The sequence below is a fragment of the uncultured Oscillibacter sp. genome (assembly GCF_950073225.1).
Taxonomy (GTDB): Bacteria; Bacillota; Clostridia; order Oscillospirales; family Oscillospiraceae; genus Oscillibacter.
Genome location: NZ_CATMPS010000004.1, coordinates 1 through 14269 on the forward strand (window position 1 = coordinate 1; position 14269 = coordinate 14269).

A 14269-nucleotide genomic window follows, 5' to 3' on the forward strand; every position below is an offset into this window, starting at 1 on the left:
GCGGATAATTGCAGATTATCCTGTAACTATATTATAGCACCCTGCTGTCGATTTTTCTAGAGATATTTGAAAAATTGTAAAAAATTGGGGTGTGGTTCATGACTCCACACATTTTTTGACTCCAACCTTTCTTTATCTGCTTTTCTGGCAATTTTGTTCTATCGCATTCTCGTTTTTTTATAATTACAGCGAAACGCTGGGAACCATGATTGATTCCCAGCGTTTGATTTATCACTGCTTTTCCAGCAGGTTCCGGTAGGACTGCCGTTCAGCTTCCGGCACTTTTAGCGCGGTCATAGCCTGGTCAAGTGTCCAACCCATCGTTTCCATAAGATTTTCGATAGATGACAAGATACCCTTCTCTAAGCCCTCAGCTATACCCTTCTCCACGCCCTTTTTCCAGCTCTTTTCCATAACACCTTTGCTCAAATTGCACATAACCGACACCTCGCTTTCCATGGCCCGCGTCATTTGAATATCGTAATCGTCCTGCAGAATCCTCCGTTTCTCCGCCTCGCTGGTTTCATGTGAGAGCAGCACATCCAGCATCCGCAGTACGCCGTCGTAATTTTCACCGTCCGGCCCGCCCAGGCACAGCATGACGATGGACAGCAGGTCGTAATTCTGGACCGGCTCCACCGCCTCGCCTACAAGGTGCTCCTCGGTCAGATGATACCGGGTGATGGTATTCTCCCGGTTCTTTGGTGGATTCATGCAGATCCAGATGGAATAGACCTTCTTGAGCTTCTCGTAATGAGAGCCCGTAAACTCCCGGCCATACTGAGAGGAAATCATGCGACTGCAATAGTATATTCCCCGCTTCGTCAGGGGATACCCTGGGTAAAAATCGTTCTGAGCTTCTACGTTCACGATCAGGCCGATTAGCTCCCCGGAGTCAGGGGCAATGGCGCGGAAGCGGATATCGTAAGTAACAGTTCCCTCGTGAACGGATTTGTCCTCCGTATCCAGGCCGCTGATAACGCTTCCTTCCTCGTCCGGCAACACAGGAACGCTGGACACCTGGGGCTGGCCCTCAATATACTTCTCCTCGATATCGCGCACCGGGCAGTCTTGGTACTCCGCTAAGCAGGCTTTCATAATTCTCGCCAGAATCGTTTTTTCGGAGAGGACCCGTTTACAGGCCGCGTCGTAGCCCGCTCCGTCATCTGTGCTATGCAGACCCTGGGCCATTGTGGTTTTTTCGTCCATCGCTCCTCACCTTCTTTGCCTCATTTTATCACAGCTTTGCGGACGCGTCCACCCTTTTTTCGGACGCCTGGACTTGAAAACAAGCAAATGTATTGGGCCGCCAAGGAGCCTCCTCCATGACCGCCCTTTTTACCTAACCCGAAGAAAATCCGGGAAATTTTCTGGATCGCTGATGCTTATCCGATGCTTATCGTGTGAGACTGGTGCAACTTTCGTCTCAATAGTTGCCTCAAATCTCAAAAAGTTGAGAATACTGCGACTGGTGAGACTGGAGTTTTCTCCTGAAACCCCTTTCGGATGCCTCATAACCCGGAGGTCGCAGGTTCAAGTCCTGTCTCCGCAACCATGATAAGTTGACAGACCGCCAAGGGGCTGGTCTGTCAACTTTTTATATTGAACATACTAAACTCGTTGTTCCGCAGTGGTTTCACTGCGGTATTTTTATTTATAGAAGGAGAATTATCATGAACATGATACAAAAAAGTGAAGCAATTAAGAACGGTCTCCGGAAAGGCTTTCAGGACGGCAGCTCCAAAATGGCAAGGCGTAAGTGCTACGGATACACGATCAATTCTGATGGAGAGCTGGAAATAAATCCGGACGAAGCCAAGGTGGTGAGCTGGATATTTGAACGGTATCTTGCTGGTGACAGCCTTGGAAAAATTGCTGCGGGTCTGGAAAGGCACGGCATTCCCTCCCCCACCGGCAGGCCCAGATGGAATCGGGAAGCCATCGACAAACTGCTCTCCAACGAAAAATACACCGGACGGGTGCTGCTCCAGAAGACGCTCAGTATCGGCGCTGTCCAGATCGAAAACAATGGCCTCATGGAACGGTATCTCTACACCGGCTCCCATGAGGCCATTATTTCTGACGAGATGTTTATGGCGGTACAGCAGGAGAAACTCAGCCGCTCCAAAGAGCCGCAAAATCACATTGCCATGAAGCTCTCGCTTTGATATAATGAAGAAAACTGCGGGAGGTCGTGCGAATGCGAAAGGTGACTGAAATTCTTCCTGCGCAAGACCATCGTCCAATGGAACTGCGTCATCTTCGTGTAGCTGCTTACTGCCGGGTCAGCACGGAGTTGGAGGAGCAGACCAGCAGGGAGCTGTTTGAAACAATCAATCAGGCACGCAAAACAGATCCATAAAGGACTGATAAAAGTCAATACCGGCAGACAACAAAGTGATTGCTTTTCCCTCTCCGGCATCAGCCTTTCTTCCTGAATCGTTGTGCCGCATAGGATTCAACGAAAAATCGATTTTGACCACTTATTGCAAGATAGGTTGACAGACCGCCAAGAGAGCGGTCTGTCAATTTTTATATAAAAAAACTTTATAAACTTTGCACCGCAGTAGTTTCACTGCGGTATTTTTATTTATAGGAGAAAAATTATCATGAATATGATACAAAAAAGTGAAGCAATCAAAGCTGGCCTTCGAAAAGGCTTTCAAGATGGAAGTTCCAAGATGGCTCACCGCAAATGCTATGGATATAATGTCGGCCCTGATGGTGAGCTGACAGTGAATCCCGATGAGGCCCAGGTGGTGTGCTGGATATTTGAGCAGTATCTGTATGGGAACAGCCTGGGGAAAATTGCTGCAGGCCTGGAACAGCAGGGAATCCTTTCTCCGACAGGCAAAGCAAAGTGGAACCGTGAGGCAATTGATAAATTGCTTTCTAACGAAAAATACACAGGCCGGGTACTGCTCCAGAAAACGGTCAGTACCGGTGCGATTCAAATTGAAAACGATGGCCTCATGGAACGGTATCTCTACACCGGTTCCCATGAGGCCATTATTTCTGATGAGCTTTTCAGAAAGGTGCAGCTGGAGAAACTCAAGCGCACCAAAACCCCTGAAAACACGGTTGCTATGCGCTTCACATTTTGATAGAATGGAGAAAACGCATGGGAGGTGTAAAGATGAGGAATGTCATAGAGATACCTTCCACGCAAGATGACCGGCCTATAGAATTGCGGCATCTTCGTGTAGCTGCCTATTGTCGGGTCAGCACAAATCTGGAAGAACAGACCAGCAGTATCGAATTACAGGAGCGATACTATACCCAGAGAATTTGTATGAATCCTAATTGGGAAAATGCTGGTGTCTTTTCGGAGAGGGCTACAGGCTTGAATCTGAAAGAGCGACCGGCGTTCCACAAGATGATCAACAAATGTCGGAAAAAGAAAATTGATCTGATCCTGACCAAATCGATCAGCCGCTTCGGTCGGAATACCCTTGACATGCTGAAGTCATTACAGGCGCTGCAGGGCTTAGGCGTAGATGTTTACTTTGAACAAGAGAACATGCGGCTCAATGAACAGCAGGTCCAAGTACTGCTGACCGCATATTGCGCTCTTGCGCAGGCGGAGAGCGAGGATATAAGCCGGAATATCAAATGGGGCATCAAGCGAGGATTTGAAAAAGGCACCTCTGGTTATGCTGAATTTATCTGCTTTGGCTACAAACGAGGGGCCGATGGAAAACTGGCTGTTGATGAACCTGATGCAGAAATTGTCCGGAAAATATTTGAGATGAGGGTTCACGGATGCAGCCTTGGAACAATTTCGGATTGGCTGTATGAGAGTAGAATCACATCACCTACCGGGAAAGCTCGCTGGAGCCGTGAAACACTCAATAAGCTATTACGAAATGAAAAATACACTGGTGATATTTTACTTCAGAAAACATTTGTAGAAGATTTGTTCTCCGGAAAACAAATCAAAAACAACGGTAAACTGGAAAGGTACTTGATACATGAGCACCATCCGGCAATTATAAGCAGAGAACTTTTTGAGGTTGTCAATCAGGCCCATAAAATTAAGCAATCTTAGATACGAAGTATGCTCCGATAAAAACAGCATATGCCTTATAAGCTGACCAAATGGCGAGCCGAGACATGAAGGCTTTCTCCCGCAAGGCTTTTAAGGAAAAACCGATTTTTACTTCTTATTGGGGAATTGAAATTATAAAAGGAATATGTTACTATAGAAGTGAAGAGGAGTGAATATATTTAAGTTAGGAGTTGCTCCACAACCGCGCCTGACCGAGAATTGAGAATAAAAAGTGCCTAAAACAAAGTAGTCATCATGACCGTGCTGAGCTAAAAATATGAACAAAGCACAACTCATCTCTATTGCCATATAGAGGAACCAACTTGCCAAATGCAGTCGACACTGCTAAATTGGGTGAAAATATTAATGATAAGTGCAATAGACTAAAACGTGTTTTAATTAATGTATATGAAGGGGCATAAAGAAAAATGAGTAAAAGAATAAAAAAATTGCAGAGTTTGACAATATTTTTGAGTTTAGGCATTTTACCATTTTTTCTCCATTTTTCGTATGATCTTTTTATTGGATCAAAATTCGAATTTGAAAATTATTATTCCGAGATCTATATTGTTAATGCTTTTATATTTGCGTATGCATATTCAAGTTTTAACAAGAGACTTTCTGTGATGTGCGTACAAAGTCTTATTTTTTTGATGTCTACATCACTATATTTAACTAAATATTTGCCCTCGAATTTAAAATTAGAGTTAATTTTTCGTTTTTTAATTGTATTAACACTATTAAACTTGATATGCACTGTGTTTCTGGCAATTACGGATCCAGAGAACGATGCTGACTCCGCTAGACATGGAAGTAGTTCCGGGATATATTCTGAAAATAGATATGAAAGGTATTTGCTTGAAAGAATTGACGAGAAATTAAATTTAATTAAAAACACCAACAGTGAGAAAAACAAGAAAGAAATCAATGAAGCTAAAAACTCAGAGGAATTGTTGAATGGTTCAGATATACTTGCAGAAATGCTAAAGAATCATATTGAAATAAAAGAGTATTTTAGGATTAGCAAAAATCAATCAAAATTTTCTTTTTACTTTTCTATTGTCTCCTCAGTGGTTGGAATTATTGTGGTAATAATTGCCGCATCGGGGATAGCTACATTCAAAGGCATATCAATTATTGCGGCTCTATGCGGGGCAATTACAGAAATTATATCAGGCATTGTTTTATGGATTCACAACAAGTCTGCACTACAGCTTAATTATTATTATGATTCCTTACATGAAAACGAAAAGTTTTTATCAGCGGTTAATATAGCTGATAAGCTGAGCGAAGGAAAAAAGGAAGACATGTACATAGAGATTATCAGAAAACAAATAGATATTCAAGTAAAGGATAAGGAGAGTAAAGTATCAGATATGAATAGGAAGTAATTGAATTGAAACGTGACTGCTCTCTTTTATCGCAAAGCAGCCACGTTTCGTACTATTAAAACTAGATTTTTACCGGCAACACCCCTCAAAAACACTCTCGGCTTCTGTATTACAATAATGTGACGATCCATAATACGCAACATTATCGTAATGCAGAAACAGGAGATTGATGTGATGCAGTAGTGCTGACGGGGATGGTGAACCAGCAGTGAATCGCGATGAGGTTCGGGTGGTGCACTTGACATTTGAACATTATCTGTCCCGAAACACCTCCGATGGAAGTTGTTGTCAGTCCGGAACAACAAGTCATTCTTTCTCCAACAAGCAAAACTGGAAGCAATTTTAATAAACTGTTCTCCCATGAAAAGCATACTAGATGGATAAAGTCCTAAAACGGTCAGCATCGGTGCGAACCAAATTGAAAACGATGGCCTCATGGATCGGTATCTTTGTGCCAGCCACCCATGAAAGGCCATTATTCCAATGAGGTTTTATGGTTGTACAACTCATAGTGCCGACTACTAGTTTATAGCTTGCAGCTGATTTTTTAACTTGTCAGCATATCTTTTAGTATCTCCAAGATTCTCGCGATTTTCTTGCAACCGTTGACTAATACTTTGAGACATTTCCAAATATCTACTACGGTGAATGCGATCTAATTTAAAATAATTTAAATACAACATTCCCAATTTTGAAAGACATTGATAGTATTCTTTGTCCTCGATTTTTAATAATTCAAATGCACCTCGACCACTCTCTAAATAATGAATAGCTTCTTCTGTCTGGCCAATATCAGACAAGTACTGGCCAAACAACCACAACAGAGATGCATATGATTTTGTTCTCTGAATAGCGGAAAACTGGTCAACCGTTTTGATAACAAAAATAGCCGTACGAAACCCATTAACAATTTCTTGAGAATGCTTTTCATCCAATAAGTTAGAACGGTCAATTAATTGTAAAATCCGCGCTTTTTGATATTTCACATATGGGTGGGCTGTAAGACTTTCTGCTTCTTCGCTGGTTTTAATAACCTCCTCCAGTGCCCAGCGTGCTTTGAGAGAACTGTCCTTGCGGCATTCTCTGTGAGCTTCCCCGTATAGATTATACATACGGGCTGCAGTTATTTTGTCACTATCCGAAATAATGTACCAATCGTTCATAATTTTTGCCAGTTCAGGCCGTCGTTCAATGTCAAAATTCAGCTTTTCGAGTGCTTGCTTTACTTGGGCTTCGCGTTGCTGTATTTCATTGGACATTTTGCTAAAAGTTGTAGCATCTGGCATAAAACGATTAATGATATATTTCTCTGCGAATTTATTTAGGCTATATTGCTCACTGCTCCTTTCAAGAATTAAATAGTTACAGAGAGTATCCACCACAGAGTCGACTTTGGGGTAGGGTTCCTTAGCTAAAAGGCAAATCGTATTCACATCTACTCCGTCATCCTGGTAAACTGCAAATATTTTGAGGATCTTGTAAAATAAACTGGAGTCTCCAGCAAAGACAGTTTCAATTTCTTCAAAAGTGTCTTTGAACATGAATTCACTAATAACCTCATATGCATTTCCGGGGTAATGCTTAAGACTTGCCCGCAAATTTTTCCATGCATTGAAGCTAGAAAATTCCGCTTGAAGACCACTGAGGCTAGAGAGTTGTTGACTAAGTCTGCGCAAACACAAAGCAAGCACTAGCGTGTTTCCTTTAGAAAGCGCAAGCAACTCATCTATTTCGGTCGTTTTAAGGTCGATATCTAGTGCATTCTCTTCAACATATTCTCTGACAAATTTGACACCACTGTCATCTTCAAATCCTGATAATTTATAATTGACCTCATAGTCCTCACTATTCCGAGATGTAATGAGAAATTGCATTTCAGGAGGTGTTTGGGCTTCGATAAAATACTTCAACTTATCTCGTTCTTGGGTGGAAAGTGCCTCAAGATTATCAACAACAATAATCCCTTCCTCATGAAAATTCCTTAACCCAGACACACCCAGGGATGCAAAAATATGCTGTACCAACTCATCTGTATTCTCAAAAAATCTGTGAAGAGGTTTTTCAATTATTTTACCATTTGCGACTGATAAGTCCAGTCGTTGCCGTTTGCCAGAGAAAAAATACACATATTGCGGGTGGTAGTCATTAAGGACTCTTTCATCCCATAAATCTTGGACAATCTGCTTAATCGCCTCCAAAACAAGCGCAGTTTTACCCACTCCACCGTACCCAAAAACACAGCAAGAGTGTCTCTTCCGGAGATCCCCTGGATTGCCACAGAGAAAAGCTTTTAGCCGATCAATTTCTGTCTGGCGACATACGATTTTTGAGTTATCATATGGCATATCATAGAAATTATGTTTTGGAATAGGGATATCGATTCGACGATTTTGAAGAATTGCGATTTCCTGCAAAATTATTGAGCGTTCTTTTTGAAAAAAATATTTGCTGTTGAGAAATTCGGTAATATCTTTTACAAATGACAATACAGGGATTAAATCTGTATCTTCTAAAGTCTTACAACCTGGATGTTCCAATTTGTTACGAGCATACCGATATTTTTCTGCCAAAACACAGTAACTGGAATATCCACCGAAAAGCAAATATAAATCCCGAAAAAGATTGGTAAAAGAAAATGTTACAATATTTAAAGCCCCAACCATTGGTACATCCTGCTCAACAGCAACTATAGGAGTTCCTATACTATTTTTAGCTGCCGCAAGGCGATCATATAAATCTTGATATTGCATCTTGGGCAAGACAGTACGGAGAAGCATTGGGTCAGCGGGCGAAATGGTACTGCGTTTACTCAATAGGGCACTTCTTAGTTTTGTAAAATCGTCGTATGTTGTCAAAGTTGTTTCTGCTGCATATGATCGAAATGGGACTTCAAAACTCATTAATAAAGTGCGGAATTGATCGTGTTGCTTTATGGATAGATACATTATATCACTCCTTCTTGTCATATTCTAACAGATTTCGACAAGAAAAACAATTGCGAATGTCGTTAACTCACTTATGGAATCGGGAAGCAATCACAGAGCTACTGAGTCAGATCACTGAAGTTTTTATTTTGGTGGAAGGACAGTGTCAAAAGTTTTGTACTGCTAAGGAACCAAGCCCTCGGTTTCTAGCCGAGGGCTTACCCGTTAGCAATCTCAAATAGCAGACAACAAGAAAATAGGCGCACCCGCGCCAGAAAGGAGAAGTTGGATGAACGTCAGAAAACCGATAGACTACAGCGCCATGTTCGCGGCGTTGGACGCTCTGATGGCAGAAGACCTGCCGCAGACAGAACTGTACTGCGAAATTGGCCGGTTGGTCAGCGGCAGGCCGGAAAAAGGCGCCGCTGTCGCCGCAGCGGAGTATCTGCGGGCTGCGTACCCTGGCGCCTCCGGCTTCTCTCCCCGGAACCTGCGTCGGATGCGGGAGTTTTATCATACCTATGAGAATACTCCGGCGGTGCTGGCTGAGGCTATGGCCCTCGGTTGGACGCAGAACGTAGTCATTCTGGAGGCAGATCTGGCCCTTCGAGAGCGAGAGTGGTATATCCATGCGGTTAAACAGTTCAGGTGGTCGAAACTGGAACTCCGGCAAAAAATCGATGCTGCTGTTCATATAGATTCCTCCCTCGACATTTCAAATCCTGCGTGCTATACTGAGGAAAATTCCGCTACAGTGGAGTTACAGAGAACACATCAAGAGGAAGACGCCATGGCAGATAAAATCAAGATCCGCGGGGCGCGGGTTCACAACCTGAAAAATATCAATGTGGACGTTCCGCTGGGCAAAATTGTAGGCATCGCCGGCGTATCGGGTTCCGGCAAATCCTCGCTGGCCTTGGGCGTACTGTACGCCGAGGGGTCCCGCCGATACCTGGAATCCCTCTCCACTTACACCCGCCGCCGGATGACCCAGGCGGCGAAGGCGCAGGTGGATGAGGTGCTGTACGTCCCCGCTGCGCTGGCCCTCCGCCAGAGGCCGGGTGTTCCGGGAATCCGCAGCACCTTCGGCACCGGGACGGAGCTGCTGAACAGCCTGCGGCTCATGTTCTCCCGCCTGGCTAGCCATCGCTGCCCCAACGGGCACTATCTTCCCCCAACGCTGGCCGTAGCAGCTGGACAGGAACTAGTGTGCCCCGTATGCGGAACGAGCTTCTACGCACCCTCCGCCGAGGAGCTGGCCTTCAACAGCCAAGGGGCCTGCCGCACCTGCGATGGGACCGGAACGGTGCGGACGGTGGATCTTGACACTCTGGTACCAGACGACTCCCTGACCATAGACGAGGGGGCCGTGCGTCCCTGGCAGACGCTGATGTGGTCGCTGATGAAGGATATCGCCCGTGAACTGGGCGTCCGCACAGATGTCCCATTCCGGGAACTGACCGACCGGGAAAAGGAGATCGTCTTCCATGGCCCGGCAGTCAAGCGGCACATGATCTATCAGAACCAGACCAGCGGCGCGGCGGGAGAGATGGATTTTACCTATTTCAATGCGGTCTACACTGTAGAAAACGCCCTGTCCAAGGTCAAGGATGAGAAGGGCATGAAGCGGGTGGAAAAATTCCTGAAGCAGGAGACCTGCCCAGACTGCCATGGTTCCCGGCTGTCCGAAGCCGCGAGAGGCCCAAAGCTGCGGGGGATCTCTTTGGAGGAGGCGTGCCGGATGACCCTGGCGGATCTGACCGCCTGGGTGGCCGCTGTGCCGGAGTCCCTTCCGGAGGAAATGCGGCCCATGGCGAACAGCATCTGCGAGTCCTTCCAGATGACGGCTAAACGCCTGATGGATCTGGGTCTTGGGTATCTGACCCTGGACCGGGCCTCCTCCACCCTCTCCACCGGCGAGCGACAGCGGATGCAGCTGGCGCGGGCGGTGCGCAACCGCACCACGGGCGTCCTCTATGTGCTGGACGAGCCCTCCATCGGCCTGCACCCGGCGAATATCGTGGGGCTGACCGGCGTGATGCACGACCTGGTGGCCGATGGAAACTCGGTCATTCTGGTGGACCATGATACACAGATTTTGGGAGAGTCCGACTGGCTCATTGAGATGGGACCAGAGGCGGGCAGCCGGGGCGGGCAGGTCATCGCGGAGGGGACCCTCCCGGAGATCAAGCAAAACCCGGCGTCCCAGATCGGGCCGTTCCTCTCCGGCACAGCGAAGATCGAGAGGAAGCGGGCGGAGGGTGATGTCTTCTCAGACGGGAGGATTCACCTCTCTACCGGGGCCATCCACACGGTGAAGCCGCTGGAGGTGGAGATCCCCAAGGGCCGGCTGACGGTGGTCACCGGCGTGTCCGGCTCCGGCAAGACGACACTAATCCTGGAGAGCCTGATGCCGGGGCTCATGGCGGCGATTCAAGGGACTGCCCTGCCGGAGCATATCCGGTCCGTGGAGGCGGAGGGCATCCGGCAGGTCAAGCTGATCGATGCCACGCCCATTGGGATCAATGTCCGCTCCACGGTAGCCACCTATGCCAACGTCCACGATGAGCTGCGCAAGCTCTTTGCCCGCACACCGGACGCCAAGGCTCACGGGTACAAGGCCGGGGACTTCTCCTACAACACCGGCTCTCTCCGCTGCCCCACCTGCGATGGAACCGGTGTCATCAGCCTGGACGTGCAGTTTCTTCCAGACGTGGACATCCCCTGCCCGGACTGCGGCGGCAGCCGGTACAGCCGGACGGCGGGAAAGGTCATGCTCCGCGGCAAACAGGGGGGCGCGTTTTCCCTGCCGCAGCTGATGGACATGGATGTCAACACGGCGCTGGAGGCCTGCGCGGATCAAAAGCTGGTCAGCCAGCGCCTCCACGTCCTGCGGGATCTGGGCCTGGGCTATCTGACGCTGGGCGAGGAAACGCCCAGTCTGTCCGGCGGTGAGGCCCAGCGGCTGAAGCTGGCCAGCGAAATGGGCAGGGCCCAGAACGATTCTGTGTTTATTTTCGATGAACCGACCATCGGCCTGCACCCGCTGGATGTGCGGACACTCCTGGGCGTGTTCCAGACGCTCATTGACAGCGGCGCCACGGTCGTTGTGATTGAACACGATCTGGATATCATTCGCAGTGCCGATTATATCATTGATATGGGCCCCGGCGGCGGAGAGGCGGGAGGCCGCATCGTGGCCGCTGGAACGCCGGAGGAGATCCGAAGTGCCCCGGAGAGTGTAACAGGAAAATTTATTTGAAATTTCAAATGGGGCCATTTTATTACGGAGTAACTGTCCTTTGATTGCAATTTGTGAAAAATCGATTTTGACCGCTTATTGCACAGAAAGTCTGTAATCGCAACGGTTATAGGCTTTCTTCTTTTCCTGTCCCACCTGGATTACTCCTTTGTCCCACCACTGTCCCACGTCGCGTTTACCTCTTCGGGCTTTTGGCTCTGTGGGACATTGGTGGATAGGTCCTAGTCTTCCGGCAGGACGTTAATGGGTTCATCATATTCAGCAGCCGGTTTCAGCCCCGCGTCCTGGTCGAAAATCTTGACGGACGCACGCTGCTGCTCGTCCAACAGATGGACATACATATTCAGCGTGGTGGAGATATTGGCGTGTCCAAGGTTCCGGGACAGCGAGGCGATATCCATGCCGTTCTCCACGGCTCTCGTGGCATACGTGTGCCTGAGCGCGTGGAAATTGACATGGGGGATTCCGATTGCACGGACGATCACATCGAGCTTGTCGGAATAAGTCCTAGGCTCCATGGGGCCGCCCTTCAGGGTCGTAATCACAAAGCCCTCCCTGCCCCAGGCGGAACCAAAGGTGTTCTGCATCACATCCTGCCACTGCCTCAGCTTGCAAAGCGCAGCCCGAGCCTTCTCGGGCAAATAGAGCTTGCGGTTGGAATTGCTGGTTTTCGTATCACCGACCGTAATAGCGGTCGATTGCCCCTGCTTATGCCGGATGATTTCGTAATCCCGATCATATTCCTTGGGAGTGGCCTGCCTTGCAAGGGTTGCCCGCACTCTCAAGGTGGCGGGCGAGGCGTCCAGATTGATGTCACTCCATTTCAAAGCCAAAAGTTCACCAATCCGAAGCCCCGTATACAAGGCAACGATAATCCCCTGCACGCACATATCATGAGATGCGTTGACAGCCTTTTCCAAACTGCTCTGCTCCGCCCTGGAAAGTACGCGGCGGTCCTTCTGCTTATCCTTGGGAAGCCGGACGCCCTGAACAGGGTTTGCCGGAATGATTCCATCAAAAACAGCCTGTTTCAGTGCAACATTCAATGCGTTTCGCATATTTCGGAGAGTTTTAGGCGATAACCCGCCCATATCTCCGTCTAACCGGCCTTCCTGGCCTTTTTCTGTGAAAAACTTCTGAAGCATTTTGCCGCTTATCGCGCTCACAGGCTTTTGGGAAATTGCGTGGCCCGCGATATGCTTGTTGAAATATCCGTCATATGTGACATAAGTGGAGTGACGGAGTGTAGGTTCTCCGTACTCCGTCATCCATGTGTTCAAATACTCCAGCAGCGTTGGCCCACGCCCTGCATGGCCCTCCTCGCATTTCAATGCCCGTTTAAGCCTGGCAAGCTCCTTCTCACATGCTTCCTGCGTCGGGCGGGTGAAGCTGTGCTTTTCACCGTTGACAGAATACCTCCCTTCCCAACAGTTTTCGCGTTTCTGGCGAATGGAACCGAATTTCTTTTCAGGCATAAAAGCTGTCCTCCCTTTTATCATAGAGCAACAGCCCCGCCTTTACACATGTTCATTCTATCACTCTTTTCCTTGATTCACAATATCTATCGTTTTTGGAACCAATGTCTTGAATCCCTTCCTTGGCAGTAAAATTAAAATCAGTACCATTTTCCTGCAGGAGCTTTACAAACCAGTCCAGAAAGAGCTTTTTGGAGATCAGCAGTCTGCGAAAGCCCTGGAGCTGGATAGAAGGAAACCCCTCCGAATGCGCCAGCTTATATGCGGTTGAGCGGCTGACGCCCAGGAAATTTGCGATGTCCATAATTGTGGGCTGCACAGGCAGCTCCGCCGCACGCTGGACCAGCTCATTTGCAGCGTTTTCTTCGATGACAGAAAAAATATCCACAAGGAACTCCTTTCTACTCTGTAAATATTGTACCAAGGCCAACGGGCGGCGGCTGGCAGGGCCGCTCCACGGGACTTACCCCCTGCGGCTTTCAGGCACCCCCTACGGCCTGCGGCGGGGTGGCTACCGCTCGGACCATAGCCGGGATGGCGTATCATGGTGAGAATATGCGGGTCATGGCCACAGGCCGCCACAGCCTGCTTCCGTGCGATGTGCCGCTCTCCCGCTTTCTGCCGGGATCATGGCGCACTCCATCCACGGGGCTTTCCCTTTTGGGGCCGCATATCCAACGTGCCCGTTGGCAATATGAGGGTGCGGCGCCCTGTTTTTCAAGGTACATCGGATGCCTTCCAATTGTTACCCCGAAGCAGGACGGCAAAATTGCGCAGATTCATGGCAGAAATTTGAAAAAACATCCTGAAAATCCCAAACAAAAAAAGTCTTGCCCTTCGGCAAGACTTTTTCGCCTATTGGAAGGCGTCCAGGTTGGCCAGCATATCCGCCAGCTCCGCTTGCGTAGGCCCCTTGGCCGGTTCCCGGGCTTCCGCCGGAACAAGCTGCTTTTCAGCGATCAGGGCCTCCAGGGTGCTCTTGGCCAGTTCCTCGACCATGGCCCGCAGCTGGGCGGGGGTCTGCGAGGACTGGACCTCAATGGAAATTTTTCCACTGGAAGCGGCAAGATCAGGATGCCTCCGGAGATACTCCATCACAGCCAGGACAACGAACTCGCTCTTTTTGTTGCCCATTCGCTCCAACAGCCTGCCAGCCTGGATCTTTTCCT

Annotated in this window: 11 protein-coding genes; 6 read left to right on the forward strand and 5 right to left on the reverse strand. The window is 48.2% G+C overall.

The genetic code is table 11. The annotated features are described in order from the left end of the window. Positions 1-231: 231 nt before the first annotated feature. A complete protein-coding gene (locus Q1M04_RS03640; protein WP_300446563.1) occupies positions 232-1209 on the reverse strand; it encodes a PD-(D/E)XK nuclease family transposase in 978 nt (325 codons plus the stop codon). Between the two features lie 464 nt (positions 1210-1673). On the opposite strand from Q1M04_RS03640, the gene Q1M04_RS03645 reads away from it, so the two are divergent. The 5 genes from Q1M04_RS03645 (at position 1674) to Q1M04_RS03665 (ending at position 5439) form a co-directional block, all read left to right on the forward strand. Further along, positions 1674-2168: a recombinase family protein gene (locus Q1M04_RS03645; RefSeq protein WP_160573134.1), complete on the forward strand. Its 495-nt coding sequence runs from the start codon at positions 1674-1676 to the stop codon at positions 2166-2168. A gap of 32 nt (positions 2169-2200) precedes the next feature. Then, on the forward strand, positions 2201-2362 hold the full coding sequence (locus tag Q1M04_RS03650; protein WP_300346109.1) for a hypothetical protein: 162 nt from the start codon (positions 2201-2203) through the stop codon (positions 2360-2362). Between the two features lie 247 nt (positions 2363-2609). Continuing rightward, the gene (locus Q1M04_RS03655; RefSeq protein WP_300346107.1) at positions 2610-3104 is read left to right on the forward strand and encodes a recombinase family protein; all 495 of its coding nucleotides are present in this window, start codon (positions 2610-2612) and stop codon (positions 3102-3104) included. Between the two features lie 32 nt (positions 3105-3136). Then, positions 3137-4048 carry a recombinase family protein gene (locus Q1M04_RS03660; protein WP_300446570.1) on the forward strand — a complete coding sequence of 304 codons (912 nt, stop codon included), beginning with the start codon at positions 3137-3139 and terminating at the stop codon, positions 4046-4048. Positions 4049-4806: 758 nt separating this feature from the next. Beyond that, on the forward strand, positions 4807-5439 hold the full coding sequence (locus tag Q1M04_RS03665; protein ID WP_300346103.1) for a TRADD-N-associated membrane domain-containing protein: 633 nt from the start codon (positions 4807-4809) through the stop codon (positions 5437-5439). A gap of 521 nt (positions 5440-5960) precedes the next feature. On the opposite strand, the gene Q1M04_RS03670 is transcribed toward Q1M04_RS03665, so the two are convergent. Further along, entirely contained in the window at positions 5961-8384 is a 2424-nt protein-coding gene (locus tag Q1M04_RS03670; RefSeq protein WP_300346101.1) for an ATP-binding protein, read from the reverse strand. 268 nt (positions 8385-8652) lie between these two features. Here Q1M04_RS03670 and Q1M04_RS03675 point away from each other — a divergent pair, with 268 nt between their 5' ends. Beyond that, on the forward strand, positions 8653-11625 hold the full coding sequence (locus tag Q1M04_RS03675) for a DUF1016 N-terminal domain-containing protein (RefSeq protein ID WP_300346099.1): 2973 nt from the start codon (positions 8653-8655) through the stop codon (positions 11623-11625). A 221-nt stretch (positions 11626-11846) separates the two neighbouring features. Here the strand turns inward: Q1M04_RS03675 and Q1M04_RS03680 are convergent, their stop codons facing one another. From Q1M04_RS03680 to Q1M04_RS03690, 3 genes are all read right to left on the reverse strand, one after another. After that, a complete protein-coding gene (locus Q1M04_RS03680; RefSeq protein ID WP_300346097.1) occupies positions 11847-13100 on the reverse strand; it encodes a tyrosine recombinase XerC in 1254 nt (417 codons plus the stop codon). A gap of 52 nt (positions 13101-13152) precedes the next feature. Continuing rightward, positions 13153-13488 carry a helix-turn-helix domain-containing protein gene (locus Q1M04_RS03685; RefSeq protein ID WP_300346095.1) on the reverse strand — a complete coding sequence of 112 codons (336 nt, stop codon included), beginning with the start codon at positions 13486-13488 and terminating at the stop codon, positions 13153-13155. A gap of 467 nt (positions 13489-13955) precedes the next feature. After that, positions 13956-14234 carry a hypothetical protein gene (locus Q1M04_RS03690; RefSeq protein WP_300346093.1) on the reverse strand — a complete coding sequence of 93 codons (279 nt, stop codon included), beginning with the start codon at positions 14232-14234 and terminating at the stop codon, positions 13956-13958. Positions 14235-14269 lie beyond the last annotated feature (35 nt).